29 protein-coding genes are annotated in these 25,784 nt (G+C 64.4%); 8 read left to right on the top strand and 21 right to left on the bottom strand.

All coding sequences use genetic code 11. From position 1 onward, the window contains the following. Positions 1-159: 159 nt before the first annotated feature. From P9239_RS00520 to P9239_RS00510, 3 genes are all read left to right on the top strand, one after another. A complete protein-coding gene (locus P9239_RS00520) occupies positions 160-405 on the top strand; it encodes a hypothetical protein (protein ID WP_309749575.1) in 246 nt (81 codons plus the stop codon). Between the two features lie 369 nt (positions 406-774). Beyond that, the gene (locus P9239_RS00515) at positions 775-1,110 is read left to right on the top strand and encodes an H-NS family nucleoid-associated regulatory protein (RefSeq protein WP_309748563.1); all 336 of its coding nucleotides are present in this window, start codon (positions 775-777) and stop codon (positions 1,108-1,110) included. Between the two features lie 411 nt (positions 1,111-1,521). Beyond that, complete coding sequence (locus P9239_RS00510) at positions 1,522-1,926, top strand: helix-turn-helix domain-containing protein (protein ID WP_309748562.1); 405 nt, start codon at positions 1,522-1,524, stop codon at positions 1,924-1,926. A gap of 59 nt (positions 1,927-1,985) precedes the next feature. Here P9239_RS00510 and rhaS read toward each other — a convergent pair whose 3' ends face one another. From rhaS to rhaM, 6 genes are all read right to left on the bottom strand, one after another. After that, complete coding sequence (gene rhaS / locus P9239_RS00505) at positions 1,986-2,999, bottom strand: rhamnose ABC transporter substrate-binding protein (RefSeq protein ID WP_309748561.1); 1,014 nt, start codon at positions 2,997-2,999, stop codon at positions 1,986-1,988. 80 nt (positions 3,000-3,079) lie between these two features. Beyond that, positions 3,080-4,084, bottom strand: coding sequence for an ABC transporter permease (locus tag P9239_RS00500; RefSeq protein ID WP_309748560.1), 1,005 nt, complete (start codon positions 4,082-4,084; stop codon positions 3,080-3,082). After that, positions 4,077-5,117 carry an ABC transporter permease gene (locus tag P9239_RS00495; RefSeq protein ID WP_404980177.1) on the bottom strand — a complete coding sequence of 347 codons (1,041 nt, stop codon included), beginning with the start codon at positions 5,115-5,117 and terminating at the stop codon, positions 4,077-4,079. Before P9239_RS00495 ends, P9239_RS00500 begins: the two co-directional genes overlap by 8 nt. Continuing rightward, positions 5,117-6,628 carry a sugar ABC transporter ATP-binding protein gene (locus tag P9239_RS00490; RefSeq protein ID WP_309748559.1) on the bottom strand — a complete coding sequence of 504 codons (1,512 nt, stop codon included), beginning with the start codon at positions 6,626-6,628 and terminating at the stop codon, positions 5,117-5,119. The genes P9239_RS00495 and P9239_RS00490 overlap by 1 nt, the downstream gene beginning before the upstream one ends. A 15-nt stretch (positions 6,629-6,643) precedes the next feature. Further along, positions 6,644-7,534, bottom strand: a complete 891-nt coding sequence (locus tag P9239_RS00485) for an amidohydrolase family protein (protein WP_309748558.1) — start codon at positions 7,532-7,534, stop codon at positions 6,644-6,646. 27 nt (positions 7,535-7,561) lie between these two features. Further along, entirely contained in the window at positions 7,562-7,876 is a 315-nt protein-coding gene (gene rhaM / locus P9239_RS00480; protein ID WP_309748557.1) for an L-rhamnose mutarotase, read from the bottom strand. A gap of 166 nt (positions 7,877-8,042) precedes the next feature. On the opposite strand from rhaM, the gene P9239_RS00475 reads away from it, so the two are divergent. Next, complete coding sequence (locus tag P9239_RS00475) at positions 8,043-8,999, top strand: LysR family transcriptional regulator (RefSeq protein WP_309748556.1); 957 nt, start codon at positions 8,043-8,045, stop codon at positions 8,997-8,999. On the opposite strand, the gene P9239_RS00470 is transcribed toward P9239_RS00475, so the two are convergent. The 4 genes from P9239_RS00470 to P9239_RS00455 are packed head-to-tail and all read right to left on the bottom strand — an operon-like array spanning position 8,986 to position 13,105. Continuing rightward, positions 8,986-9,768: an SDR family NAD(P)-dependent oxidoreductase gene (locus tag P9239_RS00470; RefSeq protein ID WP_309748555.1), complete on the bottom strand. Its 783-nt coding sequence runs from the start codon at positions 9,766-9,768 to the stop codon at positions 8,986-8,988. The genes P9239_RS00475 and P9239_RS00470 overlap by 14 nt on opposite strands. A gap of 11 nt (positions 9,769-9,779) precedes the next feature. Further along, positions 9,780-10,958: an L-rhamnonate dehydratase gene (rhmD, locus tag P9239_RS00465; RefSeq protein WP_175941938.1), complete on the bottom strand. Its 1,179-nt coding sequence runs from the start codon at positions 10,956-10,958 to the stop codon at positions 9,780-9,782. 26 nt (positions 10,959-10,984) lie between these two features. Beyond that, entirely contained in the window at positions 10,985-12,319 is a 1,335-nt protein-coding gene (locus tag P9239_RS00460; protein ID WP_309748554.1) for an MFS transporter, read from the bottom strand. Positions 12,320-12,343: 24 nt separating this feature from the next. Beyond that, on the bottom strand, positions 12,344-13,105 hold the full coding sequence (locus P9239_RS00455; protein ID WP_309748553.1) for an SDR family NAD(P)-dependent oxidoreductase: 762 nt from the start codon (positions 13,103-13,105) through the stop codon (positions 12,344-12,346). A 506-nt stretch (positions 13,106-13,611) separates the two neighbouring features. On the opposite strand from P9239_RS00455, the gene P9239_RS00450 reads away from it, so the two are divergent. Together P9239_RS00450 and P9239_RS00445 are read left to right on the top strand one after the other, a co-directional pair. Next, a complete protein-coding gene (locus tag P9239_RS00450) occupies positions 13,612-13,857 on the top strand; it encodes a hypothetical protein (protein ID WP_309748552.1) in 246 nt (81 codons plus the stop codon). Positions 13,858-13,932: 75 nt separating this feature from the next. Next, complete coding sequence (locus P9239_RS00445) at positions 13,933-14,136, top strand: cold-shock protein (RefSeq protein WP_309748551.1); 204 nt, start codon at positions 13,933-13,935, stop codon at positions 14,134-14,136. Positions 14,137-14,204: 68 nt separating this feature from the next. On the opposite strand, the gene P9239_RS00440 is transcribed toward P9239_RS00445, so the two are convergent. Further along, positions 14,205-14,717 (bottom strand): DUF6622 family protein, encoded by a 513-nt coding sequence (locus P9239_RS00440; protein WP_404980148.1) that lies wholly within the window; start codon positions 14,715-14,717, stop codon positions 14,205-14,207. Between the two features lie 243 nt (positions 14,718-14,960). Here P9239_RS00440 and P9239_RS00435 point away from each other — a divergent pair, with 243 nt between their 5' ends. Next, complete coding sequence (locus P9239_RS00435) at positions 14,961-15,815, top strand: helix-turn-helix domain-containing protein (RefSeq protein WP_309748549.1); 855 nt, start codon at positions 14,961-14,963, stop codon at positions 15,813-15,815. A gap of 3 nt (positions 15,816-15,818) precedes the next feature. Here the strand turns inward: P9239_RS00435 and P9239_RS00430 are convergent, their stop codons facing one another. The 3 genes from P9239_RS00430 to P9239_RS00420 all read right to left on the bottom strand — a co-directional run bounded on the left by P9239_RS00430 (position 15,819) and on the right by P9239_RS00420 (position 20,084). Next, positions 15,819-17,639, bottom strand: coding sequence for an ATP-binding protein (locus P9239_RS00430; RefSeq protein ID WP_309748548.1), 1,821 nt, complete (start codon positions 17,637-17,639; stop codon positions 15,819-15,821). Positions 17,640-17,658: 19 nt separating this feature from the next. Beyond that, positions 17,659-19,296, bottom strand: a complete 1,638-nt coding sequence (locus P9239_RS00425) for an ATP-dependent helicase (RefSeq protein WP_309748547.1) — start codon at positions 19,294-19,296, stop codon at positions 17,659-17,661. 116 nt (positions 19,297-19,412) lie between these two features. Continuing rightward, on the bottom strand, positions 19,413-20,084 hold the full coding sequence (locus P9239_RS00420) for a glutathione S-transferase (RefSeq protein ID WP_309748546.1): 672 nt from the start codon (positions 20,082-20,084) through the stop codon (positions 19,413-19,415). 111 nt (positions 20,085-20,195) lie between these two features. On the opposite strand from P9239_RS00420, the gene P9239_RS00415 reads away from it, so the two are divergent. Beyond that, positions 20,196-20,366 carry a hypothetical protein gene (locus P9239_RS00415; protein ID WP_175941955.1) on the top strand — a complete coding sequence of 57 codons (171 nt, stop codon included), beginning with the start codon at positions 20,196-20,198 and terminating at the stop codon, positions 20,364-20,366. A 51-nt stretch (positions 20,367-20,417) separates the two neighbouring features. On the opposite strand, the gene P9239_RS00410 is transcribed toward P9239_RS00415, so the two are convergent. The 7 genes from P9239_RS00410 to P9239_RS00380 form a co-directional block, all read right to left on the bottom strand. Beyond that, positions 20,418-20,831 carry a response regulator gene (locus P9239_RS00410; RefSeq protein WP_309748545.1) on the bottom strand — a complete coding sequence of 138 codons (414 nt, stop codon included), beginning with the start codon at positions 20,829-20,831 and terminating at the stop codon, positions 20,418-20,420. A 57-nt stretch (positions 20,832-20,888) separates the two neighbouring features. Further along, on the bottom strand, positions 20,889-21,218 hold the full coding sequence (locus tag P9239_RS00405) for a hypothetical protein (protein ID WP_309748544.1): 330 nt from the start codon (positions 21,216-21,218) through the stop codon (positions 20,889-20,891). Beyond that, the gene (locus P9239_RS00400) at positions 21,196-21,936 is read right to left on the bottom strand and encodes an AraC family transcriptional regulator (protein ID WP_309749573.1); all 741 of its coding nucleotides are present in this window, start codon (positions 21,934-21,936) and stop codon (positions 21,196-21,198) included. Before P9239_RS00400 ends, P9239_RS00405 begins: the two co-directional genes overlap by 23 nt. A 179-nt stretch (positions 21,937-22,115) precedes the next feature. Further along, positions 22,116-23,393, bottom strand: a complete 1,278-nt coding sequence (locus P9239_RS00395) for an FAD-dependent oxidoreductase (RefSeq protein WP_309748543.1) — start codon at positions 23,391-23,393, stop codon at positions 22,116-22,118. Further along, on the bottom strand, positions 23,390-23,638 hold the full coding sequence (locus P9239_RS00390) for a 2Fe-2S iron-sulfur cluster-binding protein (protein WP_309748542.1): 249 nt from the start codon (positions 23,636-23,638) through the stop codon (positions 23,390-23,392). The genes P9239_RS00395 and P9239_RS00390 overlap by 4 nt, the downstream gene beginning before the upstream one ends. After that, positions 23,631-24,779 carry an FAD-binding oxidoreductase gene (locus tag P9239_RS00385; protein ID WP_309748541.1) on the bottom strand — a complete coding sequence of 383 codons (1,149 nt, stop codon included), beginning with the start codon at positions 24,777-24,779 and terminating at the stop codon, positions 23,631-23,633. The genes P9239_RS00390 and P9239_RS00385 overlap by 8 nt, the downstream gene beginning before the upstream one ends. Then, positions 24,776-25,741, bottom strand: a complete 966-nt coding sequence (locus P9239_RS00380; protein WP_309749572.1) for a 4-hydroxyproline epimerase — start codon at positions 25,739-25,741, stop codon at positions 24,776-24,778. Before P9239_RS00380 ends, P9239_RS00385 begins: the two co-directional genes overlap by 4 nt. Positions 25,742-25,784 lie beyond the last annotated feature (43 nt).

Here is a 25,784-nt window from a genome sequence, read left to right as displayed (position 1 = left end):
ATAATGAGATACCGGAGTGCCGGCGCGCGGGCGTCGGGCTTCGCGTCCGCCGTATCCGCCCTGTTTAGTCCTTCGAACGCGTAAGCACTGAGCTGCGCGCGGCCGGGCGATGCAGCGGAACAACAACAAATACGTCGCAAGACGGGAGGAAGAATGTCGATGCCGAAAAGCGCAGCCAGCGGGGCCATGACGCTCCTGACCGAATATGACGACGCCACGGGTCAGGAAGTGCGCTCGTTGAAGCTCGAACCTGCCGCTGACGGCAAAGCCGTGCTGCTGATCGAGATCGATGAACGTAAACCCGGCATTCACCGAGAAGTCCGCTATGAAATAACGCCGGCAGAACTGATTGCCGCGATTCGGGCGCACGGTGCGGAATTACCGGGAGAACAACATTCGCGTTAAAACTTTCTATTAGTGGCTAAGAGCAGCATACAATAGAAGCGGAGCGAGCATTTCGGCTGTCGTCTAATCGGCGGCGGCGCGGCTTGCCCCTCTGCGTATCGTGGTTTTCGCGTGACTTCCCGCGCGCACTGTTGTCGTGCGTCCGTCGCGGTGATCCTCGAACGAATGAATGGGCTAAAGAGACTCTAATCGGCGAACGCGTCAATGAGTCTGGCGGATTAATACAGCCTCGCGGTAAATTCACCAATTGACGAGCGGCACACACTGCGCCACGCTTGGTAATACACCTATTAATGTCATCGAACCGCCCCGGTCCGCGCGGGGCATGGGTTCGTCTTCTGCAAATCAAAAAGCTGAATCAGGAAAGCCGTGGACGAAAGAAAGCGAGATAGCATCATTGCGTACTTGCGCAGCCGAATGGCCGAATTCGGCATTACCGAGACCGCCCTGGCCGAAGCACTAGCCGAAGCGCAGGCCGCGCCACCGCCACCGCCCACGTTCACGAAAACCAACGGGAACGCGGCAAATGGCGCGCATAAAACGCATCGGGCAATGCCGCAATTGCCGTCGGTGCCCGCGTCGAACGGAGCCGGTCCGGTTTTCCGCAACGCGAGCGGCGACACGTGGGACGGCGTCGGCGACATGCCCGAATGGTTGAAGCGCGCGGTACACGCCGGCCAGGATATCGAGTTTTATCGTGTCTGAGGCTCGCGCATTGCCTTTCGAGTGCGCTCGGAGGCGTGATCGGCCGGAGCCGTCTTTCGGCGTCGTCCTCCGCACCTACGGGGTGAACTGCGCCGCACCGCGCATAGGCAATTTGCTTCGATAATTCAAGGCGAAAAATTTGCGGCGACGCGTGCCCATCGCGCCGTAAAACGTTTATTGGTACCTCACAGCAGCCGGCCTTCCTTCGCAGGCCGCGCATCACCTTACCGTTGAGCACGCCCGATCGAGTTCCGCAGTCTCCCGAAAAGGAGCCACGCATGAACGCATACGGACGCCGTGACGCCGCGCCCAGTCTCGACGCATCGCGCAGTTCGGCGCACCGGTTGACACGCTTTCGCGCCGCCGGGATAGGCGGCTGAACAGCCGCGCGCCCGAGCCGCGGACCGACCGATGCCGTCCCGCCCCGCCACCCTTCCGAGCGTCGTGCGGCGCATGACCGCTGGGCGCAGGCTGCTCGACGGCGCATCGGTCGAGGCGGTCGCGAACGAACTGCATCTGTCGGTTCAGACGGTGCGTCGCTACAAAAGCATCGTTTCAGAAGGCGGGCTGGATGCGCTCGCGAAGATGGGCGTCGGCGGGCGCACGTCCGTGCTGGACCGCCCGGCGCTCGACTGGATCGCCGCCGCGTTGCAGACTTCGGCACGCAAACACGGCTTTCAGAGCGATACGTGGACCAACGCGCGCCTGCGCGAGTTGATCGAGCGGCGCTACGGCGTGCGCTTCTCGCGCGTGTACGTCTGGCAAATCGCGACGAATCTCGGCCTGTCACACCGGCTTTCGAAGTCGCGCAGATAGTTAGGTTCACTTACTACGTGAAAATGGCGGAGCGTCCGGCTGCTCCGCCGCATTCGCCTTTAGAAATTGAAGCGATCGATATTGCTGGCATCGAAGGTCGTCGGCGGTCCAAGAATGACTTCGCCGCTCTTGCCGACTGTGCGCTTGCCCAGCTTGCCGGCATCGAACGAATCGCCTTCCTTGCCGGTGATGGTCCCGGACGCAAGGTTGGCCGCCGCGAATGCCGCGAGGTAGCCCAACTGACCCGGATCCCACAACTGGAACGCCTGCACGGTGCCGTTCTTGATAAACGCGCGCATCTGATTCGGCGTGCCCAAGCCCGTCACAGTGACCTTACCCTTGGCCGGCGAACTGGAGATATAACGCGCCGCCGCAGCAATGCCGACCGATGTCGGCGCGACGATGCCCTTCAGGTTCGGATACGCCTGCAACAAGCCTTGCGTCTCGACGAACGACTTTTGGTCATCGTCGTTGCCGTAGGCGATCTTGACCAGCTTCATCTTCGAATACTCGGGCTTCTTCAACTCCTCCTGCATCCATTTGATCCACGTGTTCTGATTCGTCGCGTTCGGCGTGGCGGAGAGAATCGCGAATTCGCCTTCACCGCCGATCAGCTTCGACAGCAGTTGGATCTGCCCGCGCCCGATGGCCTCCGACTCCGCCTGATTCACGAAGATCTGCCGGCCTTCGGGCGCGGTGTCGGAATCGAACGTGACGACTTTGATGCCCTGCGACATCGCTTTCTTCAGATACGGCACTACAGCGTTCGCATCGTTGGCCGCGATCACGATGGCGTTCTGACGTTGAGTAATGAGCGTGTTGATATAACTGACTTGCGACGACGCTCCCGCATCCGACGGCCCTACGACCTTGCCGTCGCCCTTCATCTCCTTGATCGCGGCCATGCCGCCATCGTCGGCGATTACCTCATACGGGTTGTTGATCTGCTTCGGCACGAACGCGATTTTCAGGCCGCTCTTCACTTCCGCGGCGCTCGCAGTCAATGCGACCGTGACGGCAAGCACGGCAGCTGCGAGCATCGGGCCGCGTGCGAATCGATAGGGCTTTCTCATGTCGAAACGTCTCCTGTCATTGTGCGCGGCCCATCAAACAGGCGTCTGCGCTGGTTATCAACGCGGGGTATAACAGTTCGTTAAAGATCGAGCGCCATCAGGCGCTTCTCGCGCGCCGCCCGCCAGCGCGCAACCAGATTCGGTATCAGCACCGAAGAGAGCAGCAACGCGCCGGTCACGATGGTCAGCGTTTCGCTCGACACATCCGCGAGCGTCAGGGCATTGCGCAATACGCCGATGATGACGAGCGACAGCAGCACGCCGATCATCGAGCCGCGTCCGCCGAAGATGCTCACGCCGCCGAATAGCACCGCCGCGATGACGGACAACTCGAAACCTTCGCCGTTGTCGCCCCGCGCGCTCGTAAAGCGCAAGGTATAGACGATGCCCGCGAGCGCCGACATTGCGCCCGACATCATGAAGAGCTTCAGCTTCGTCTTGCCGACATCGATGCCCGAAAACTGCGCGGCTGTCGGGTTGGCGCCGATGGCATAGAGGCTGCGTCCGAAGGGTGTGGCCTGCAAAAGAATCGTGAAGACGATGGCCCCCGCGATCACGAGCAGGAACGGCATCGGCAAGAACGTATCGCCGACCGTGTTGATGCCGAACGCCGTGTACGACGCGGGAAAATCCGCGATGGCCTGATCGCCGAGCAACACATACGCGAGGCCGCGATAGAGCGCGAGTGTGCCGATTGTCACGGCGAGCGATGGCAAGCCGAAGCGCACGATCACGAGCCCGTTCAAGAGTCCCGCGAGCGTGCCTGCGACGAGCACGATGGCGATGACGAGCGGCATCGGCAACCCCAAATGCCATAGCACGCCCATCAACGCACTCGATGCCCCGAGCACTGATGCGACCGACAAGTCGATTTCGGCCGCCACGATGACGAGCGTCATCGGTAACGCAATCAGCGCGATTTCGGTGAAATCGGCCAGCATGTTGGAAAGATTCGCCGACGACAAGAACATGGGCGCAAGCACGCGCCCCGCGACGAGCGAGACCGCAAGCACGATCACTAGCATCGCTTCCCACTGCAAATGACGGCGTTTGGCAATGGACAGAGCAGAATCGGGTTTAGCCATGATCGCGTTTCCTCATCATGCGGCGCGCGACGGAACGCGCGAGCAAGGTATCCAGCGTGATCGCCGCGACGATCAACGCACCTTGTATCGCCTGCTGCCAGAACGGTGATACACGCAGCACCACAAGCGCGATGTTGATGACCCCGAGCACCAGTGCGCCGAGCGTCGCGCCCGCCACCGTGCCGACGCCGCCCGTGATCGCGACGCTGCCGACAACCGCCGCCGCCACCACTTGCAGTTCGATGCCCTTCGCGGTGCTCGCATCGACGGTGCCGAAGCGCGCAAGCCATAACACGCCGGCAAGCCCCGCAATGGCGCCCGACAGCAAGAAGCCGATCATCACGCGACGGTCCACTCGAATGCCGGCAAGGCGCGCCGCCTCGGGATTCGAGCCGATCGCGTAATGCTCGCGTCCGCCGCGATACTGCTTCAGATACACGGACAGCCCGACGAGCACCACGAGCGCGATCAAAACGAGATTCGGCACGCCGAGCAACGAGCCGGTCGCGATTCTTGCGAAGGCATCCGGCAGACTTGTTGCATTGATCTGTCCACCGTGGACCCATGCGTAATCCGCGCCGCGCACGATGTAAAGCGTGGAAAGCGTGGCGACTAGCGACGGAACGCGGCCGAACGTGACGAGCGCGCCATTCAACGCACCGATCAGGAGTCCGATTGACATTCCTGCGATGATCGCGACGACCACCGGCATATGCGGAAACATCACGAAGAGACTGCCGACCGTGTACGCGCTCACGCCGACAATCGACGCCACCGACAAGTCGATGTGCCGCATCAACATCACGATGGTCATGCCTGCGGTCAGCAAGCCGATGATCGACACGTTCAGCAATACGTCGCGCAGATTCTGCAGGTTGAGGAAGTCGGGCTTCACCGCCGCCGTCGCGCCGACGAGCACGAGCAGCACGACAAAGAGCGTCAACTCGCGGCTCTTCGCAATGGATCCGGCGAAACCGTCGCGTTTCTCTTGCGCGGCGTGCATGGCGGGCAAGCTGGGAGAATGTCGTGTCATCATGCCGCGTGACCCAATGTATGCGCGGGAGCGCCCAACGCCGCGCTCATCACGCGTTCCTCGTTCGCATCGGCGCGGGATATATCCGCGCTGACACGGCCTTCGTGCATGACGAGCACGCGGTCCGCCATGCCAAGCACTTCAGGCAATTCGCTCGATATCATCAGCACGGCCATACCCTCCTTCACGAGTTCTGCGAGCGTGCGATACACCTCGGCTTTCGCGCCCACGTCGATGCCGCGGGTCGGCTCGTCGATAATGAGCACCTTCGGGTTCGTCGCGAGCCACTTGCCGAGCACGACTTTCTGCTGATTGCCGCCGGAGAGCGTGCCCACGGGTGCGTCGAGATCACTGGCTTTGAGGCGGAGGCGTTTGCCCCAGTCGGCAGCGAGCGTGGACTCGCTTCGCGACGAGATGAGACCGTGCCGCATCAAACGTCCGAGCACTGTCAACGACGCGTTACGCGCAATGGACAACTCCATCGCGAGTCCTTGCGCGCGCCGGTCTTCCGGCACGAGCGCGAGCCCGGCGCGCACGGCCGCAGCCGGTTTGCCGAGTTCGATCCTGTTGCCGCCGACTCTGACCTCGCCGCCATCCACTGGATCGATGCCGAAGATCGCGCGGGCCACCTCGCTTCTTCCCGCGCCCACGAGACCCGCTAGCGCGACGATCTCGCCCGCGCGCACGTCGAACGACACGTTCTTGAATACGCCCTCTCGCGTGAGATTGCGCACCGAAAGACGCACATCGCCCGGCGTTACTTCTGCCTTTGGATAAAACGTGTCGAGGTCGCGGCCCACCATCTTGCTCACGATCGAATCGATGCTCATGTCAGCAGTCAGCGCGTCGTGCACTTTCATGCCGTCGCGCATGATCGTCAGGCGTTGCGTCAAAGCAAACACTTCGTCGAGCCGATGCGTGATGAAAAGCACCGCCGCATTGCGCTCACGAAGACCGCGCACAATGGCGAAGAGCCGCTCCACTTCAGGTAGCGAAAGCGCGGCGGTGGGTTCATCCATGATGAGGACGTTGGCATCGAGCGACAGCGCTTTCGCAATCTCCACGACTTGCTGATCCGCAATCGACAGCCCGCGCACGAGCCGCTGCGCGCGCATGTTCACGCCGAGCGACGCGAGCAACGCATCCACTTCGCGATGCATTTCGTCGTAGCGAATGCGCCCCAGCCTGTCGCGCGGCTGGCGTCCCATATAGATGTTCTCCGCAATGGAGAGGTCCGCAAAGAGCGTCGGCTCCTGATAGATCACCGCGATGCCTGCATTGCGTGCTTCGGCGGGATTGGCGAAGCGCCGCGTCACGCCGTCGACCAGCAATTCTCCCGAATCCGGCTGATAGACGCCCGCGAGTAGCTTGACGAGCGTGGACTTGCCCGCGCCGTTTTCGCCGAGCAACGCGTGCACTTCGCCGGGAAAAAGCTGCAAGCTCGCGTCGCCGAGCGCACGCACGCGGCCGAAGGCCTTGCTCGCGTGCCGCATTTCGAGCCTTGGTGTCATCGAAACGTCTCCTGCTTATATGCGATAAATACGTTCTGCATTCCGAACGAATAACGCTTCTTTCTCGCTCGCGCTTGCATCATCGACAATATGCGCGTAGGCGGTCCACATCGCCGTGTACGAACCGAACAGGCGGTCCACCGGAAAGTTCGAAGCGAACATGGCGCGCTCGCAGCCGAACGTGTCGATGGTTTCGAGCACATAAGCCCGAAAGCTCTCCACTGTCCATTGATGATCGAACATCGCAAGGCCGCTGATTTTCACGGCGACGTTGGGGCATGCCGCCAGCGCACGCATTCCGTCACGCCACGCGCGATACCCCGCCGGCGACGCGCGGTCCACGAACATCCCCGCGTGGTTCACGATGAACTGCGTGTCGTCATGTTCACGCGCAAGCTGCGCAGCGTCCCGCATCTGCGACGGATAAAGCTGCAAATCGAACGACAAACCGAAGCGCCTCAGCAACGCGAAGTGCTTGCGCCATTGTGGCTCGTGCATGAAGTGTCGGCCCACGTAGTCATACAGCGGGTTGTCATGCACATTCAGTATCTGGCGAATGCCCCGCGTGTTCGCAAACGCCGCGTGCGCTTCCAGCACTTGAGGAGCATCGTCGCGCGACAGATCAGCGCCCGCGACGATGCCGTTCGGCATGCCGCGCCCTTCACCGTCCGCAATGCCTTGCAGCCAGCGCGTCTCTTCAACAGGATCGGCGGGATCGTGATTCGCGTCGACATGAACGAGCTTGAGCACGTCGATGCCTTCTGCATCACGCAGCAAGTCTGCAAGCAGATAGTCATGTTTCAGCTTGCGCGCATCGCCGACGAAGGACGTCTGCGGATTGGCGAGCCACGGGTAATGGTGCGTGGAAAGGTCCCACAGGTGAATATGCGGATCGACAACCTGCATGGTGGTGTCCTCGCGGCTCAGGCTGATTCACGCAAGATGAAAAACGGGCGCAAGCGCAACGGCCACGGGCGCGTTGTCGGGATGCGTATTCATCAGTTCCGCCATGAAGTCCCACCATTTGCGCATGATGGGCAAGTTCGGCAGCGCGTCGGTCGTGTGTGTGTCCGTGCGCCTGTACGTTGCGAAGAGATGGCCTGTCGCTTCGTCGAGAAAGATCCAGTAATCGCGGATGCCGGCCGCATGCAGCGCATCGGCGAGTTCGGGCCATAGCTCGCGATGGCGCCGTTCGTACTCCTCGCGCATGCCTGGCTTCAGGGTCATGCGAAAAGCCACTGTCTCCATGGCGGACGCCTTTTTTATGTTCGATGCGCCTTCTCTTTGCGATAAGGCGCGTTGTGCTGCGACTATAATTCGCCGACCGATAGCACGACAATCCGAAAGCAGGATTGGCCGATTGCAAAACCGTATCAGCGAACATCGTTGCGTTGCATCAAGCGGGGGCTGTCCAATGAACCAGAACGTGTCACAGGTCGCGCTCGTCAACCGCCTCAAATTCAAGCATCTGGCGCTGCTCGTCGCGCTCGATAACACCCGCAATCTTCATCAGGCAGCGGACAACATCAACGTTGCGCAACCGAGCGCGAGCCGCATGCTCGCGGATATCGAAGAAGCGTTCGGCTTCCAGCTCTTCGACCGCAATGCGCGCGGCATGCATCCGACGCCGCTCGGCACCGCCGCGCTCGCCTACGCGCGCCGTTCGCTCGCGGACCTCACGCGCTTCGCCGACGACCTCGACAACAAACGGCGCGGCGGTCACGGACAACTGACGGTCGGCGCGATCATGGGCGCCGCGCCCGACGTGCTCGCGATGGCCGTGACCGAACTCAAATCCGAACGCCCGCTGCTCAACGTGCGCATACTCGGCGAAACGAGCGATCAGGTCGTGCAACTGCTGCATCGCCGCGAAGTGGATCTCGCGCTCGGCCGCCTGACCACGCCCCTACAGCACAACGACTTCGACTTCGAACCGCTCGCACGGGAAGCTATGCGGCTCGTCGTGCGCGCGAAGCATCCGCTTGCAAGCAAGGCTTCCCTTGAACTGGAAACGCTCGTCGGCTGGCCGTGGATTCTCCAGCCGATCACGAGTCCCGCGCGCGGTCTCTTCGAGGAAGAACTCGCGCGCGCGGGCTTGACCACGCCCGCCGATATCGTCGAATGCGCGTCCATCTTCGCGACGCTGCAACTGCTGCAAAACAGCGACGCCGTCGCGATGCTGCCCGAGTCCGTCGTGCGCGACTATCTGCGCGCGCAACTGCTTGTGGAGTTGCCCGTCGAGATCGGCAAGAGCCTGTCGGGCTTCGGCCTGCTGCGCCGCAAGTTCGAAACACTGAGCGAACCGGCTGAATACTTTATCGCATTGCTGCGCAAATACTCGGCCGTTTCGCTCGCGGTTACTGCAAGTTGACGAAGAGGCCACCATCGACCAAAAGCGACGCGCCCGTCACATAGCGCGCGCGGTCCGACGCCAGAAACACCACGCATTGCGCGACATCGTCGGGCGCGCCGAGACGGCCGAGCGGAATGCGCTTTTCCATGTAATCGCGCTTGTCGGCGTCCGACAAGTCTTCGGCGTTCAGGTCCGTCGCGATAGTGCCGGGCATCACGGAATTGCAGCGAATGCCGTACGGTCCCAGCGCAATGGCGCACGACTGCATGAGCGAATGCACGCCCGCTTTCGTCGGCGTGTAATGCGTCTGCATGCCGCCGCCGACGAGCGCGCTGATTGAACTGGTCGCGACAATCGCGCCGCCCGTGCCTTGCGCCTTCATCTGATTCGCGGCGGCCTGCGTCACATAGAACGCGCCGTTCAGATTCACCGCGACCGTCGTTTCGTACACGGAAGCCGGCATGTCGAGGAACGCATGGAACGGACAAATGCCCGCGTTGCTCGACAGCACGTCGACGCGCCCGAACGCTTCGACCGTGCGCCGCACGAGTTCAATGCCCGTCTCGCGTTCCGCGACGTTGCCTTCGACGGCAATCGCGCGGCGGCCAAGCGCCTCGATCTCGCCGACGATCGACTCCACCGCCGATGCCTTGCCGTAAGACTGATCGTTATCGCGCCAGTAGTTGATCGCGACGTTCGCGCCTTCGCGCGCGCTAGCCAGCGCAATCGCCCGTCCGATGCCGCGCGAGCCGCCCGTCACGATCACGACTTTGTTCTCCAGCAGCATAGGACGCCTCGTCAGTGAGTGTAAGGCCGCGCCAGCGCGCATTCGGGATTGAGCCGTACGCCGAAGCCCGGCGTTTCCGGCACTTTCATGCGTCCGTTCACGGGCACCGGCTCGTCGAGCAGCAAGGGCGTGAACATCGGCACGACCTGATCGGCTTGCGGCGCCATCATCAGAAATTCGGCGAACGGCGAGTTATGCCGCGTCACGACGAAGTGATAGCTATAGACCGACGACCCGTGCGGCACGACCAGCACGTTGTGCGCATCCGCCATCGCCGAAATCTTGATCAGCTCCGTGATCCCGCCGCACCAGCCCACGTCCGGCTGCACGAGGTCCGCGCAGCCCATTTCGAACAGCATCCGGAAGCCCCAGCGCGTCGCTTCGTGCTCGCCCGTTGTCACCATCATGCCGCGAGGAACGGAGCGGCGCAGTTCGGCGTAGCCCCAATAGTCGTCGGGCGGCAGCGTTTCTTCGAGCCACTTCAGGCCGTATTCGTGCGCGGCGGTGGCGAGCCGCTTCGCGTAATTGAGATCGAGCGACATCCAGCAGTCGAACATGAGCCAGAAGTCGTCGCCCACTTTGGAGCGCATGTCGGCGAGCTTCGCGATGTTCGCGGCGAGCCCTTCTTCGCCTTCCGCCGGGCCGTGCTGCAACGGCATCTTGCCGCCGATGAAGCCCATTTGCTTAGCGAGGTCCGGCCGCGCACCCGTCGCGTAGAACTGCAATTCGTCGCGAACGGGGCCGCCCAGCAACTGGAACACCGGCTCCTTGCGCACTTTCGCCAGCAGATCCCACAGCGCGAGATCGACGCCCGAGATCGCGTTCAGCACGATGCCTTTGCGCCCGTAATAGAGCGTCGCGAAGTACATCTGATCCCACATTTTCTCGATGTCCGTCACGCGCTGCCCTTCGATGAAGCGCGCCAGATGCTTCTCGACGATGAACGCGCCGATCTCGCCGCCCGTCGTCACCGCGAAGCCGACGGTGCCGTCGCTCGCTTCGATTTCGACGACGAGCGAGCCGAGCACGTTGAGTCCGAACGACTGCCGGCTCTGCCGATACTCCGGATAGCGGGCCATCGGCGTGGCGATGTGATCGTCGATCCAGTGATCGGCGCCCTGATCGTGATAATCCGCGCCGCCGCCGCGAACGACGAACGCGCGAACCTGGCGGATGGTGGGCATGGACATGGTTTCGTCTCCGTATATTGGAATGGTCAGGACGCGTTCGCCGGTTTGGGGCTATCGGCGCGAGATTCGGCGACCGAGCCGTGCGCCGGCACGCGCACGAGCGCGACGATCACGAGCGCCGCCAGCACGCTCGCCGCGCCGAGCACGACGAGCCCGGCGCTCGCGGAATGAAAAGCGGCGTCGGCGGCGGTGCGGGCCATCGGCGCGAAGAATCCGCCGAGTCCGCCGAGCGAATTGATGAGCGCGATGCCCGCGGCGGCGGCCGCGCCGGTCAGATAGCGCGTCGGAAAGGTCCAGAAAAGCGGCTGCGCGGCAATGAATCCGCTGGCGGCGCAGCAGAGCGCGATCAGCGAGACGATGGGCGCCCCGGCAAGCCCGGACACCGCGATGGCCAGGCCCGACATGACGAGCAGCGCCACAGCGCACAGGCGATGCGTGCCGGTGCGATCCGCATATCGCGGCACGATCCACGTCACGACGACCGCCGCGATCCACGGCAGCGCGGTCACGAGCCCGACGCGAAACCCGACCTTCGTGCCGAGCAGCGCAGCGACCTGCTGCGGCAGATAGAAGACGACGCCGTACACCGCCGCCTGAATCAGGAAATAGACGCAGCACAGCACCAGCACGCGCGGATCGACCAACGCGGCCAGCACGCGATGCGGCCCGTGCGACGACGCAGCGCGCGCGTCGTCATCGAGGCGCGCGACGAGCCACGCCCGCTGGTCCTGCGTGAGCCAGCGCGCGCGAGCGGGATCGTCGTCGAGATACCAGAACGCCCACGCGCCGACAATCGACGCGAGCAGTCCTTCGACGAGAAACAGCCACTGCCAGCCGGCAAAGCCCAGCACGCCGTGCAGATCGAGCAGCAGTCCCGAAAGCGGCGCGCCGAAGATGAAGGCGAGCGGCGCGCCGAAATAGAACACGCCGAGCGCCCGGGCGCGCGCGTTCTGCGGAAACCAGCGCGTCAGGTAATAGACGATGCCGGGAAAGAAGCCCGCTTCCGCCACGCCGAGCAGGAAGCGCAATGCGTAGAACGTCGTCGCGGAATGCGCGAAGGCCATCGCCGACGAAACGAGACCCCACGTGACCATGATGCGGCACATCCACAGCTTCGCGCCCACGCGATGCAACAGGAGATTGCTCGGCACCTCGAAGATCGCATAGCCGACGAAAAAGACGCCCGCGCCGAACGCGAACGCGGCGTTCGTGAGACCGGTGTCCTGCTGCAAGGCCTTCTGCGCGAAGCCGATGTTCGCGCGGTCCAGAAACGCGAGCACGTTCATCAGCAAGAGGAACGGCAGCAGCCGGCGCATCACGCGGGACGTGACAGCGCCTTCCGCCGCGGCGGAGTGGTCCATGTCTCTCTCCAGTGAAGCGCGCTGTCAGTAGGTCGCGCGTCCGCCCGACAAGTCGAATACGGCGCCCGTGCTGAACGCGCAGTCCTCGGACGAGAGCCACAGAATGAGCGACGCCGCTTCCTCCGGCATGAGGAAGCGGTTCATCGGAATCTTGGAGAGCATGTAGTCGATGTGCTGCTGCGACATCGAATCGAAAATTTCGGTTTTGGCCGCGGCGGGCGTGACCGCGTTCACGAGAATGTTCTTGCCCGCGAGTTCCTTCCCGAGCGACTTGGTGAGCCCGATGAGACCGGCCTTCGACGCGCTGTAGTGCGAGGCGTTCGGATTGCCTTCCTTGCCCGCTATCGACGCGACATTGACAATGCGGCCATAGCCGTTCTTCAGCATATGCGGCACGACGGCGCGGCACGTCAGGTACGGCCCGATCAGATTGACGTCGATCACGCGGCGCCACACGTCCGGGGCGAGTTCCCACGTCGAACCGTTGCCGCCCGTGATGCCTGCGTTGTTCACGAGCACGTCGATCTTGCCGTGCGCGGCGAGCGTCGATTGCGCGGCGGCCTCGACGGATGCTTCATCGGTCAGTTCGACGACGCACTCGCTCACCGTGCGGTCTTCGTGCTTCGACGCCAGTTCGGCGCGCGTGCGCTGAAGCCGTTCGGCGTCCACATCCCACAGCGCGACGTTCGCGCCCGAAAGAAGCGCCCGCTGCGCGACCGCGAGGCCGATGCCGCGCGCGCCGCCGGTGATGACCACGGTGCGTTCCGCCAGATCGATCCGGTTCATGCGTTGTCTCCTGTCGTTTTGTCGTAAGCACTATAGACGGGAGCCGATAACGCGACAATTCGAAACAGCGATCAATCGATAGCCAGAGCGGATCGGTGGCAAGCGTTTCCTATCAGCGGCGCTCGACGTCGCGTCGGTTCTGCACTTCCGGGTGCGCGATCGCGGGCGCTTTTTCCAGCCCGGCCCGGCGGAAAGCCCTATCGGCGAACAAAGCGAATGCGAAAAGCGCGGCAACGCCAACCGGACACAGAAGCAACGTGGCGACAAACATGTTAAAGCTCCTCGAATAATTACGACACGAGTCTATCCGAGTAATTTTCGCCAACTAACCTGAAACTGACGCATTCGGCATTCAACTTACTGCAACGCACTTTCGAACTTCGGCTATTGGCGACGAGCTTGCCGCTCGCCCGAAGCGGCTAGGCACGGACGTTGCTCTACACCACGCACCGTCGACCGACCAGCGCGCAACGCGCGGCGACGATTCTCTTACCCATTAAAAAAGCATGTTCACACCAAAACCTTGCACTGCAACCTGCGTCCTCGACGGCATGCCCGTCACGCTCACGTACTATCCCGATACCACCCTGCTCCGCATTACCGACGCCACCGGCCGCTGCGTGCGGGAAACGCGCTGGCCTGCGCCCTGGCGCACGCTGCTGGCAACGCTGCGGGAATTTAGCGGCCGCGACGCGGACAGCCAGCTCTCGACGCTGCTCAACGAGATTCCCGACGAAGCCGCGCTCGCCTGACGGCCACGCGCTACCCAACGATTCATCACCACGCGAGGCATGGCCTCGCTCAACGCTGCAGAAGAAGAGGAAACAATGGCAACTGGCACTGTGAAATGGTTTAACGACACGAAGGGTTTCGGGTTCATCAAGCCGGACGACGGCAGCCCCGACCTGTTCGCGCATTTCTCGGAAATCCGGGCGGACGGCTACAAGTCGCTGCAAGAGAATCAAAAGGTGCTGTTCGACGTGCGTCAGGGTCCGAAGGGCTTGCAAGCGGCGAACATTCAGCCGCAGTAAGCGCACAAGCTTCAACGTCGAAGCCGTGGAGCCGTGCATAGCGGCTCCACGGCTTTTTTGTGCCGGACTCACACGCGCTCGAATACCGCCGCTGGCCGCAGCGCGAGCCAGTAGATCAGGAAGCGGCCCGCGAAAATGCCGGCGATCACACCCGAAATCAGCGCACTCAGCGCTACCAGTACAAAGTCAACACCGACACTCGCGGTGGTCGCCAGTTCGAAGCCGATAAAGAACTTCGAGGCGAAGGTCGCGAGGATCAGAAGCATCGGCACGACCGAGCCCGGCACGCTGACGGTACGCCGCACGCGGTCCACCGTCATCGCGCTTTTTTTCGCGAGCATCGCGCCGATGCCGACGCCGAACAGGCCGCCGACGAGCCAGGTCGCCGCCGGTTCCCAGCCCGCTTCCGGCCCGGTGAAGATATGCAACAAGCCCCACGCGGCAAAGATAGCCGGCACGACCGCGAGCTTCGAAAGCGGCGCGGTGCCGCCTTTCATCGCCTTCAGGCCGCGCGACACGAGCACAGCCAACAACACCCAGACCCACGCCGGCGTGCCGGCCAGAATCGCTTGCAATGACATGGTCGTTCTCCTTGATGTCAGGATCAATCTTTACGGTGGAAACATTCTGAGTTCACGCGAACGTTGCGTCAACGGTTTTTACATTGTAAAGATTGATCGATCGGCCAGTTTCCATTCCTATGCAGAAGCTCGCCATCACGCGCTCGCGCGCAGATCGTTTCGGATTTGAGTACGACCACGGCCGCCGTTTACAATGGGCGGTTTGCTGCGCATTCGCAGCTATTTTGGCTTCCGTCGGGCAGCATGGTCTCTGAAACCTCATCCCTGGAATCGCTCGCCGTTGCAGAGCGCGTGCGCGAGCTGATGAGCCGCCACGGCATCGGCAAGCGTCAGCAGACGGCCGAACTGTGTCGCATCCTCGATCTCAGCTTTTCGCAAGGCCACCGCAAGCTGCGCGGCAACAGCCCGTGGACGCTCGCGCAGATTCGCCGCGTCGCCGACGCTTTCGACGAGCCCGCGCTCCACCTCTTCGACAGCATCGACACGCGCCCCGACGACACCGAAGGCACCGCGCACGACGCCGTGCTGAAGCTCGGGTCGACGGAAATTCCATGCACCGCGTGGATCGGCGATGCACTGGACGCGGGCAGCCGGCCCGATTTCATTGCGCAAAAAGTGAATAACCGCTGGATCGTCACGCGCCACGAAGGCGTGCTGCTGCAGCAAGCGAGCGACGTCCACAAGATCGAGATTCAGCCGCGACGCGCGGATACGGAAAAACCGGTGATCGCCGTGGTCGACGACGATCACGCATCCGCCGACAACCTGCACGACTATCTGGAGATGACCGGCTTCACCGCGATGGCCTTCTACGGCCTCGACGCCTTTCTGGAGGCGCTGCAGTCGCAAGTCTTCGACGCCGTGGTGATCGACTGGCTGTTCGGCGTGCACACGTCGGCGGGCGCGATTCAGGCAGTGCGCGAGTCCGACAACCCGGACGCGCCCATCTTCGTGCTGACCGGCGAACTCACGACCGGCAAGGCGAGCGAATCGGAAATCAGCCAGATCATTCGCGACTACAACGTCACGTGCTTCGAAAAGCCGGCGCGACTCGGCATTCTGGTCGCGGACCTGTCGAAGCGGCTCTTGCGCAACTAAATCTTACGCAGCCCGCCGCCGCGCCGTCGCCGCGCGATGCACGGCCGCCTTCAGCACCTCGAAGCGCACCGGCTTCAGCAAGTAGTCGAAGAAGAGCACCGTCGCGCTCGGATCGACGAGTTCCGGCACATACGCGCTCACCGCGATGATCGGCACGCTCGCGCCCGCCGCGGTCCGCGAGCGGTATTCATGAGCGAACGAATAGCCGTCCTTGCCCGGCATGTGAAGGTCCAGAAGAATCACGTCGGCGTCGTTGCCGCGCAGCCATGCGAGCGCGCTGTCCACGTCCGGCATCGCCACGGCGCCATAACCCAGCAGCGTCAGCATTTCGATCAACGAATCGCGGATGGATTCGTGATCGTCTATGACCAGCACGTGCGACTTGCGCAAGCCGGCCGCCTCGGCGTCGTGCTCGCGGCGCTCGGGCATTCGCTCGATTGGCACCGCCGGCAAGCTCACGCGAAACGCCGCGCCCTGACCCACTTCGCTCGACACGTCGATGCTTCCGCCGAGCAGATTCACCAAGCCCCGCACGACCGCGAGTCCCATGCCGGCGCCGTCGAAACGCCGCGTGCTCGACGAATCGAGCTGCGTGAATTCCTGGAAGATGAGCGGCAGTTGTTCCCGCGCGATGCCGGGCCCCGTGTCGGTCACGGAGATATCGAGACGCGCCTTCTCGCGCACGAAGCGCACGTCGATGGAACCGGCATCCGTGTATTTGATCGCGTTGGTGACGAGATTCATCACGATCTGACGCACGCGATGCGGGTCCGATTCCAGCAGCCCGCGCTCGCCGCTGTAATCGCCGCGCAGTTGCAACCCTTTCGCGGACGCGGCGGGCAGGTTCGCCTCGACGATGGAATCGAGCAGTTCAGCGGGATCGAACACGGTCATGCGCAGTTCCAGCTTGCCGGCGCCCAGACGCGCGTAGTCGGTCAGGTCGCGCATCTGCGCTTCCAGATGCCGCGCGCCGGTTTCCAGCCGCTGAATGATCCTGCGATCCGCTTCGCCGCGCAAATTGAGCCCGAGCAGCTCGATCGAAGATACGATGGCGTGCAGCGGCGTGCGCAGTTCGTGGCTGATCATGCCGAGAAACGTGTCTTTCGCGACGCTCGCTTCGCGCGCCGCCCGCGTGGCCTGATGTTCGGCGGCGAGCGCGGCCCCTTGCTGCTCAATCAGGCGGGCGCGCCGATACCCGTTGAGCAGCAGCAGCGATGTCGCCGCCGCCGACAACAGGCCAAGCAGAATGCCGCCATACAGCAAATAACGGCGCTTGGCCTCGAAATCGCGCACGACGTTCTCGCGCTCGGCTGCGTCCATCAGCCGCCTGCCGGTCGCCAGTTCCGCGACGGCGGGCGCGTTTTGCCGCAGCACGCCGATCACCCGCAGCGCGCGGCTTTGCCTGACGGTCAGCCGGCTCACGTCGCCTTCGATGGAATCCAGCGCCGTGTGCAGTTGGCGCAAGATCTCCTGTTGCCGGCTGTGCATCGCGTCGTGACCTTCGGGCGTGCGCGTGGCGTCGGAGACAATATCGAGCCGCGCCCGCAACCGCGCGTAGGCATCGCGGACAGCGCCCGCGTCTTCGTCGATGCCGCTGCGAAAAAGCAGCACCTGGCTCTCGAACCGCTCGTAGGCAATCTGGAACTGCGCTGCGTCCCAGTACAGCCCTTCGTATGGCACGACCATGCCGTGCGGCTGCCGCGCGAGCACGCTCGAGTACAGCATATAGCCGACCGCGCCGAGCGGCGGCGCGACGGCCAGCGCGATCATCGCCGCATACCAGAGGCGGCGAATCCACGGACGCCGGTTCTGCATGGGTGCCATGAGCCGACAGCGGCGCGAACTAGCGCAACGCTTCCATTGCGTGCGCCGCGCGCTCCGACGCGACCACGATGAGCTTCATCGTCGCACGCGTCGCGCCGACGAAGACCTTGCGCGCCGCCTGATCGTCGAGCGGATCGAAATCGACTTCGGTGAGAATCACGCACGGCGCGGACTGGCCCTTGAAGCGATAGATCGACTCCAGCAGCACGTCGCCTTCGCGATATTCGGGATTGCCGAACAGGTCGTAGGTTCCGGTGAACGCGCGCAGCCGGTGCGGCCCGAGATGATCGACGGCCGTGAGCGCCGAGCCCTCGCGCCCGCGAAACGACAGCACCGCGATGTCCTGCTTCCGAAAGCCGAGGGACAGCGCGTGCGTGATGGCCCGCTTGGTCGCTTCGATGACCTCGTCCGGATGGCCGTCTTCGTAGGTGGACACGGTGACGTCCGAGCCGTCGAACGGACTGCCCGCATCGAGCCGCACGCCCGGTCCGACGACTTTGCGGATGAAGCCGAGCAAGTCGCGCGGACTGCGATAGTTGGTCGTCTCGCGCAGAATGGTCCAGCCCGGCAGCGGCACCGACTCGCGCAGATAGAGGTTCTGCATCGGGTCTTCGAGCCACCACCACGCACCGTCCGGGCTGAGCAGACGTTCGAGCGCCTCGACCCACGCGGCCTGAAAATCCTGGCCCTCGTCGACGATCAGCACGTCTGTCTTCCAGTGCTCCGGCACGGGCACGGCGGCGAAGCGTTCCTCGAGCGTCGCGAAGACGTTCGGCTGGCTGAAATCCGGCGGACTGCCAGCATCGCGCGCCACGGCCGCGCTGAGTTGATGGTAGTTCGCGATCTTCGCCTCTTTGGGCGCGATGGCGCGGATATGGTCCGCCAGCGGCCGATTGAAGCAGACATACAGCACGCTCTTTCCGGCAGCGAGCGCGTCGCGCATCACGCGCACGGCGAGTTGCGTCTTGCCCGCGCCCGCCGTCGCGACCACGCGCAGACGGAACGGCTCGAATTCGAGGCGCCGCGCCCACGTCGCGAGCCCGCCCGACAGCCGCGTGACGAGCGTGTTCGCCGCGCCGACGAGCGCGTTGGTATCCGGCGTGAGCGAAAGTTCATCGGCGAGAAAGTGATGAATTCGCGCGGCGGCTTCGAAGCGCGGCTCGTCGGGCGGAAGAATTTCCAGCACGACGCGCGCAAGCTGCGCCTTGCGGCTCGCATCGACGATACGGCCCGGCGGCACGCCTGCAATCGCCGCGTCCTTCACTGTGTAGTCGGGGCAATACAGCAGTTCCTCGATGCGGTACGTTCCCGCGCCGAACGCCGCCGTGAAGCGCCGGTGCAGGTTTTCGAGCGTGCGCGCAAGCTGGATGGCGACGTTGCGCTCCTTTTGCAGATAGACCTTGACGAGCCCCGCGCCCGTTTCGCGCAGGAAACCGGCCTTCATTTCGATCATCAGCACGCGGCCCGATGGCGCGACTACGACGAAATCCGCCTCGCCGAATACCGAAAAGCCTTCGTTGATGCGCGTCCAGTGGACGCCGTGATAGACCGTGTAGTCTTCCGGCAGCTTTTCGAGCTGCGCGAGCGTCTCCAGTTCGCGCGCCGCGGCGCCGGTCGCTTCGAGGTTCTTCCAGTCGTCGGGAACGATACGGGCCATGCGTTGCCTTTGAGCGTGAGGGACTTGCGACGAAACGCGCGGCTATGCCAAGCGGCGCGCGGTGCGCCTCATTGTACGCAAGGTGCGGCGCTTTCCCGCACGGCACGCTAGGCCCGCTAGGCCGCGTAGTCGTATCGGCCGCCGCGCTCCAATGCGCGCCGATACGCCGGGCGCGCGTGAATGCGTTCCAGAAACGCGCGGATATGCGGCAAGTCGTTGGCGCCCGCGCGCTGGCTCCCGGCTTCGAGCGGGAAGCTCATCTGGATGTCGGCGGCGCTGAAGGTATCGCCCGCGAACCAAGGCGTCTTCGCGAGTTCGCTTTCGATATAGCCGAAGTGCAGCATGAGTTGCGGATCGATGAAACTGCGCTGCAAGGTCTCGCCGATGCGCCGCGCAATCGGCTTGGCGAAAAACGGCATCCTCGCCTTGCCGATTCGCGATGCCACGAGCTTGAGCAAGAGCGGCGGCATGGCCGAGCCTTCGGCGTAGTGCATCCAGTAGTTGTAGCGCACGCGTTCCGGCGACGCCCCGTGCGGCGGCGCGAAACGCCCGTCGCCGTAGCGGTCCACCAGATATTCGATGATCGCCCCGGACTCCGCGATAATCAGCGCGCCGTCCGTGACGACGGGCGACTTGCCGAGCGGATGAACGGCGCGCAGCGCGGGCGGCGCGAGCATGGTCTGCGGATCGCGCTCGTAACGCTTGATTTCATACGGGACACCCAGTTCTTCGAGCATCCACAGTACGCGCTGTGAACGGGAATTGTTGAGGTGATGAACAGTGAGCATGTCTTCTTGTTGTGCCGACGGTACGACTCTTGCAGGCGAAAGACGCGCGCGGACGCAAGCCGCCGCGCCGCAACACTTCCTGACTATTCCGACAAGTAAAAGGAGAACCCGATGACCCTGATCATTTATCTCGTGGGCTGGCTGATTCTGATCGGCGGCGTATCGTGGGCGCTCGTCGCCATGCACGTGGCGCAACATACCATCGCCATCGTCGCCGTCATCTTGCTAGGTATCGCCGTCATCACGGGCGCGACGCGGGCGCGCAACCGCGACCGTTCCTAGCGTCCGTAAAGCGAAGAGCGCCGCGTCTTGTCTCGCGGCGCTCTTTCTTCGTCAGACCACGACGCGCGCGTTGAGCGCGTCCTGAATCAGCGTGACGAGTTCGTCCGGATGCGCGGGCTTCGTCATGAAATGCTGGAAGCCCTCGCCGATGCTGCGTAGGCGGTACTCGTCGCCGTCGTGCCCCGTGAGCGCGATTGCCACGGACGGCGGCAGATTCCCGCGTATCTCGTGATCGCGCAAACGCTGGATAAGATAGAAACCATCCATTCCTGGAAGGTCGAGATCGCAGATCACCGCATCGGGAAGCACACGGGTCGCGGTTTCCGCGCCGTCCTCGGCGTCGGCCACGGCGACGACTTGCGCGCCCTCTTCTTCCAGCAACATCCGCAGTGATTCCCTGCTTTCGGGATCGTCTTCGATGAGTACGATCCGCGCATGCCCCAGTCTTGCCACTTCGTTCATCATGTTCTTTTCAACTGCCTAAAACGGAATTCTCGCGCACGGTCTCCACGGCTCGCCGCTTCACTTCTCTCTGCCGACCGTCGCGCGACTCGCGTGAAGGTTGACAGAGAAACGCAGCGGGAATTCCGGACGCACCGTATTTTTCGCCGCGCGTGCGCCGGTGCTGAACGTCTCGCGGTGTCCGGACGCCGCCAGCGCGAAATTTCGCCCGGCCTCGGTGTCCAGCGATTCTATTCGAGCAAAAAACGGACCGACGTGCGTTTTGGCCCGGCCAGCCGGCCCTGCGCGCCACTTGGCGGACGTGTCCGCCCGCACCTCGATGGCGCATTTCCTTGTAACTTCGGCATGGTACTCGCCCGCTTTGCCGTCAGGCGTTTGCACATTGTTCAACGCGTGGCGAGGCGGATTGCAGCAAAGCGCGGTACTCGGTCGGCGTGATTCCGACAGTCGCCTTGAACTGCCGCGTGAACGCGCTGTGGTCCGTGTATCCGCAGAGCGCGGCGACGTCGGTGACTTTGTCGTGCGAGACGAGCAGCGCGGTCGCGGCATCGAGCCGTGTCTTGAGCAAGACCTGCCGCGGCGTCAAATGGAAGACCTTGTGAAAGTATCGTTCGAGCTGCGCAATCGACATGTTCGCCATCCGCGCCAGATCGCGCATATTGAGCGGTTGCACGTAATTTTCCTGAATGTGCTGCACGACCGCCGCGAGCCGGCTATACGCGGGGTGCGTGCTTTCGGCGGCCTGCAAGTCGCGTGAAATGCCGGCCAGCCCGACGATATGGCCCTCAGCGTCGTGCAGCGGCTGCTTGCAGGTCATGCACCAGCCGGGCTCGCGGCCCGGATAAAGATGCAGTTCCAGCTGATCGATCAGTTCCACGCCCTGCGCGATGATCGCCTGATCCTGCGCCGTGTAGATGCGCCCGAAACGGCGGGGAAACACGTCCTCGGCCGTTTTGCCGATGAGCGCGCTCTTGTCGTCCTTGTGACCGCAGCGCCGGGCGAGCGTGCGATTGACCATCGCATAGCGCGCGTCGCGATCCTTCACGAAGAACACGATGTCCGGCATCGCGTCGAACACGGGCGCGAGCAGCGCGAAATGCGCGAGCATGTCGCCGAGCGCCGACGCGCGCGGCAACGCGGCGCCTTTCGGCGCGCGAGGCGAGGCGCTGCCGGCAAGTTGTGCGGTCGTGCTCATCGTGCGTTCGGGGTGCGCCGAGTCGGAATGGCGCCGATTATAGGTGCGCGAAAATGACGCCAATATTGGCGCTCTCCCGACTATGTTTTTCGTTAGTCCGCTTCTTCCGACGATTCGCAGGCGGCGAGCAGCGTGTCGATGCGCACGGGCACGAGCGGCTCGTGCGCCGTCGCTCGCGGCCAGCCGAAGTACAGCGCCGCCGTCTCGCCGCAAATGCGCCCCTGACACGGTCCCATGCCGCATCGCGTATGCAGCTTGGCATCCCGCCAGTTCGCGTGCGAGGCCACTTCGCCGACGCTCACGTCTTCGCAACGGCATATCAGCGTGGTGGCGGGCGGCAGCGCGCGGGCGGCGGGGCCGAGCGCGAACGCGCGTTCGACGCGCGCCGCGAATGCGCGCCAGCGGCGGCGTTCGCGTTCGAGGCGCGGATCGACCGAAGCGCCGAGCGCCGCATACGCCGCACACGCGCCTTCGACGCGCGCCAGCTCCATCCCGCCGATGCCGGTGCATTCGCCGGCCGCGAAGACATCGGCGAGTGACGTGCGCTGGTGGTCATCGACGGCAATCGCGCCGCCTGGATCGACGTCGCAGCCGAGCGCGAGCCCCAGCGTCGCATTCGGCACGAGTCCGTAACCGCACGCGATCCGCTCCGCTTCGATGGTCTCTTCTCCCGCGCCGGTGCGGATCGTGACGCCTTCCACCCGCTCGACGCCGTGCGCCTTCACGACCACGCTTCCCGCGCGATACCGCGCCACGCCGAGCGCACTCACCAGCGCGGCCGCCTGCGCGAACTTCGACGGCGTTGCCGCCAGCGACGCGACGAAGCGCGCGACACGCCGAAGCGGCGCCTGTTCGACAACCGCGCGAACGTGCGCCCCGTGGCGGCGCGCGGTATCGGCGGCGGCGAGCAGCAGCGGCCCGCTGCCCGCCACGACGATGCGCTCGCCGCGCACCGGCACGCCGCCCTTGATGAGCGCCTGCAAGCCGCCTGCGCCCGTAACGCCGGGCAGCGTCCAGCCTTCGAACGGCAGCAACCGCTCGCGCGCACCGGTCGCGAGTATCAGTTTCGCGTACCCGACGGCGCACGGCGCGCCGTCGCGTTCCAGCAGCAAGCGCTTGCCGTCGAGCGCGGCGGCGACTTTGCTCGCGTTCATCAGGTCGAGGTTCGGGCGCGCGCCGGTCGTGTCGAGCCAGCTTCGCAGCGGCGGCGACGGCGCCGCGCCCGGCCCCTGCCGCCAGATTTGCCCGCCGGCGCGCGGATTGTCGTCGATCAGTGCGACGCGCGCCCCGGCTTGCGTCGCCACGTGCGCCGCTTCCAGCCCCGCCGGTCCAGCGCCGACGATCGCGATATCGACATGCTCCGTTTTCATCGCCCGCTCTCGATGACGAGGCCATCGCGGCACAGCGTCTGGCAGCCGAGCACGTGCGCGCGGCCATCGACGCACACGCGGCATTCGTGACACACGCCCATGCCGCACAGCGCGGCGCGCGGTTCGCCGCCGACGGAGCGGCGCGTCGCCGTTCGGCCCGCGAGCGCAAGCGCGGCGGCGACGGTCGTGTAAGCGGGAACGGTCAAAGCCATGCCGTCGACAATCACGTGAACGTGGTCATCCATCGGCGTGCGCCTTCGCGAAGCGTCGCGGAGAAAACGCGGCGGCGTCGGGGAAACCTGCGTGCGCCGGATCGCCGAACATCTGCGCGACGAGCAGCTTCGCGGTGCCGAGCGAGGTCGTCACGCCGAGCCCTTCGTGTCCGGTGGCGACCCAAAGCCGGTCGCCGAAATGCCGCGCCGGGCCGATGATCGGCAGACCATCGGGCGTCGCGGCGCGAAAGCCGGTCCACGCACGGATCGCGTTCAGCCCGCCGATGCCCGGCAGAAAGCGCGACGCGCGGCGCAACATGGCGCCGAGCACGCTCATGTCGACGGCGGGATTGACCGTGCCGAACTGCCGCGACGAGCCGATTAGTATTTGCCCCGTCGGACGCGGCTGTGCGTTGAAGGCGACGGACGTGCCGCGTGCGTGGTGCGCGCTCTTGATGTAGCCGAGTTCCAGCACCTGATGGCGGATCGTGCCCGGATAACGGTCGGTGATGACGAGATGGCCCTTCTTCGGCTCGAGCGGAATGTCGTCGATCAGGCCGGACGCCGCGAGCCCGTTCGCCACGACCACATGCCCCGCCGCGCGCCGCTCGCCGTTCGCAAGCGTGACGCTCGCCTGGCTCCGGCCCGCTTCGACGGCGGCGACCGCGCAATCCGTCGATACGCGAATGCGCGCCGCTCCCCGCGAACACGTCAGCAGGAACTGCGCGGCGGCAGGCGCATAGACGATGGCGTCATCCGCGATGCGAAGGCCGCCGACCATCGCGTGGCTGAGCGCCGGCTCGACTTCGCGCAGCGCGGCGGCATCGAGCACATCCGCGCGCACGCCGCTGGACGCGAACGCGCACTGCATCGCGCGGGCGGCGGCGAGCTCTTCTTCGTCCTCCGCGACCCACAGCGTGCCGCAGCGCGAAAAGGCGTCGCGTTTGCGCAGATGCGGCGCGAGCGCGAGCCACAATTCGCGCGAGAAATGGGAAAGCGCGAACTCGGCGGGCGAGTCGTTCATCACGACGATATGGCCCATGCCGGCCGCCGTCGCGCCGCCGCCGACGCCGCGCGCCTCGATCACGTCGACCGATGCGCCGCGCGCCGCCAGTTCCGCTGCGCACGCGGCCCCGACGATGCCCGCGCCGACCACGATCACGTCCGCCGTCATGCGGATTCGCCAGCGGCGATGCCCCACGCGAACGGATCGCGTTCGTCGATCACGAGCCGCCCTTCGCCCATGATGTGCGCGTAGCCCGTGATCGTCGGGATCAGCCGATCGCCGTCCATCGCGTAGGCGCCTTCGAACACGCTGCCGATGATGCTCTCCTGCCGCCACACCGCGCCGGGCGCGAGCAGGCCGTCGGCGGCGAGGCACGCGAGCTTGGCGCTCGTGCCGGTGCCGCAGGGCGAGCGGTCGTAGGCGTTGCCAGGACACAGCACGAAGTTGCGGCTGTCGATGCCCGCGTGCGGCGAATCCGCGAACAATTCGATATGGTCGATGTATGCGCCGTTTGCGCCGGTGATGCCTTGCGCGTGCAGCGCCTCGCGGATGGCCCCGGTGAACGCCGTCAGTTCGCCGATGTGCGCGGGGCTCAACTCGCGCCCGTGCTCGGATTCGCTCACGAGAAAGAACCAGTTGCCGCCCCACGCGACGTCGCCGCGCAACGTGCCGTGGCCGGGCACGTTCACGCTCACCGCGTGCCGGTGCCGATACGCCGGCACGTTGCGCACGCTGACGCTGCCGTTCGCATTGAGCGTCGCATCGACGGGGCCGACGGGCGTGTCGATCCGGTGCCGCCCCGGCGCGATCCTGCCCGCGTGCGCCAGCGACGCCACGAGCCCGATGGTGCCGTGTCCGCACATGCCGAGATAGCCGACGTTGTTGAAAAAGATGACGCCCGCCGCCGCGCCAGGATCGTCTGGGGCGCACAGCAGCGCGCCGACCATCACGTCCGAGCCGCGCGGCTCGGTCACGATGGCGCGCCGCCAGTCGTCGAAATGCGCGCGGAAAGTGTCGAGCCGCTGCGCAAGCGTGCCGCCGCCCAAGTCCGGTCCGCCCGCGACGACGAGGCGCGTCGGTTCGCCGCCCGTGTGCGAGTCGATGATGTCGATGGTTTTCATGCCGCCTATCGTAGAAATGCGCCCGGCGGGCGTCTTGGCATGGCTAGGCGGT

The sequence above is a fragment of the Caballeronia sp. LZ062 genome (assembly GCF_031450785.1).
In the GTDB taxonomy this organism is placed as follows: domain Bacteria; phylum Pseudomonadota; class Gammaproteobacteria; order Burkholderiales; family Burkholderiaceae; genus Caballeronia.
This window is presented reverse-complemented; position numbering and strand designations above follow the sequence as displayed.

What these genes read in the sequence shown, in the direction of transcription:
- P9239_RS00430 (WP_309748548.1), bottom strand. Translation starts at nt 17,639, where the DNA reads ATGGCACCCATGCAGAACCGGCGTCCGTGGATTCGCCGCCTCTGGTAT.
- P9239_RS00435 (WP_309748549.1), top strand. Translation starts at nt 14,961, where the DNA reads ATGGTCTCTGAAACCTCATCCCTGGAATCGCTCGCCGTTGCAGAGCGC.
- P9239_RS00425 (WP_309748547.1), bottom strand. Translation starts at nt 19,296, where the DNA reads ATGGCCCGTATCGTTCCCGACGACTGGAAGAACCTCGAAGCGACCGGC.
- P9239_RS00470 (WP_309748555.1), bottom strand. Translation starts at nt 9,768, where the DNA reads ATGCTGCTGGAGAACAAAGTCGTGATCGTGACGGGCGGCTCGCGCGGC.
- P9239_RS00475 (WP_309748556.1), top strand. Translation starts at nt 8,043, where the DNA reads ATGAACCAGAACGTGTCACAGGTCGCGCTCGTCAACCGCCTCAAATTC.
- P9239_RS00495 (WP_404980177.1), bottom strand. Translation starts at nt 5,117, where the DNA reads ATGACACGACATTCTCCCAGCTTGCCCGCCATGCACGCCGCGCAAGAG.
- rhmD (WP_175941938.1), bottom strand. Translation starts at nt 10,958, where the DNA reads ATGTCCATGCCCACCATCCGCCAGGTTCGCGCGTTCGTCGTTCGCGGC.
- P9239_RS00460 (WP_309748554.1), bottom strand. Translation starts at nt 12,319, where the DNA reads ATGGACCACTCCGCCGCGGCGGAAGGCGCTGTCACGTCCCGCGTGATG.
- P9239_RS00455 (WP_309748553.1), bottom strand. Translation starts at nt 13,105, where the DNA reads ATGAACCGGATCGATCTGGCGGAACGCACCGTGGTCATCACCGGCGGC.
- P9239_RS00520 (WP_309749575.1), top strand. Translation starts at nt 160, where the DNA reads ATGCCGAAAAGCGCAGCCAGCGGGGCCATGACGCTCCTGACCGAATAT.
- P9239_RS00400 (WP_309749573.1), bottom strand. Translation starts at nt 21,936, where the DNA reads ATGCTCGCGCATTTCGCGCTGCTCGCGCCCGTGTTCGACGCGATGCCG.
- P9239_RS00445 (WP_309748551.1), top strand. Translation starts at nt 13,933, where the DNA reads ATGGCAACTGGCACTGTGAAATGGTTTAACGACACGAAGGGTTTCGGG.
- P9239_RS00485 (WP_309748558.1), bottom strand. Translation starts at nt 7,534, where the DNA reads ATGCAGGTTGTCGATCCGCATATTCACCTGTGGGACCTTTCCACGCAC.
- P9239_RS00415 (WP_175941955.1), top strand. Translation starts at nt 20,196, where the DNA reads ATGACCCTGATCATTTATCTCGTGGGCTGGCTGATTCTGATCGGCGGC.
- P9239_RS00420 (WP_309748546.1), bottom strand. Translation starts at nt 20,084, where the DNA reads ATGCTCACTGTTCATCACCTCAACAATTCCCGTTCACAGCGCGTACTG.
- P9239_RS00510 (WP_309748562.1), top strand. Translation starts at nt 1,522, where the DNA reads ATGCCGTCCCGCCCCGCCACCCTTCCGAGCGTCGTGCGGCGCATGACC.
- P9239_RS00500 (WP_309748560.1), bottom strand. Translation starts at nt 4,084, where the DNA reads ATGGCTAAACCCGATTCTGCTCTGTCCATTGCCAAACGCCGTCATTTG.
- P9239_RS00410 (WP_309748545.1), bottom strand. Translation starts at nt 20,831, where the DNA reads ATGATGAACGAAGTGGCAAGACTGGGGCATGCGCGGATCGTACTCATC.
- P9239_RS00385 (WP_309748541.1), bottom strand. Translation starts at nt 24,779, where the DNA reads ATGACGGCGGACGTGATCGTGGTCGGCGCGGGCATCGTCGGGGCCGCG.
- rhaM (WP_309748557.1), bottom strand. Translation starts at nt 7,876, where the DNA reads ATGGAGACAGTGGCTTTTCGCATGACCCTGAAGCCAGGCATGCGCGAG.
- P9239_RS00450 (WP_309748552.1), top strand. Translation starts at nt 13,612, where the DNA reads ATGTTCACACCAAAACCTTGCACTGCAACCTGCGTCCTCGACGGCATG.
- P9239_RS00395 (WP_309748543.1), bottom strand. Translation starts at nt 23,393, where the DNA reads ATGAAAACGGAGCATGTCGATATCGCGATCGTCGGCGCTGGACCGGCG.
- rhaS (WP_309748561.1), bottom strand. Translation starts at nt 2,999, where the DNA reads ATGAGAAAGCCCTATCGATTCGCACGCGGCCCGATGCTCGCAGCTGCC.
- P9239_RS00490 (WP_309748559.1), bottom strand. Translation starts at nt 6,628, where the DNA reads ATGACACCAAGGCTCGAAATGCGGCACGCGAGCAAGGCCTTCGGCCGC.
- P9239_RS00390 (WP_309748542.1), bottom strand. Translation starts at nt 23,638, where the DNA reads ATGGATGACCACGTTCACGTGATTGTCGACGGCATGGCTTTGACCGTT.
- P9239_RS00440 (WP_404980148.1), bottom strand. Translation starts at nt 14,717, where the DNA reads ATGTCATTGCAAGCGATTCTGGCCGGCACGCCGGCGTGGGTCTGGGTG.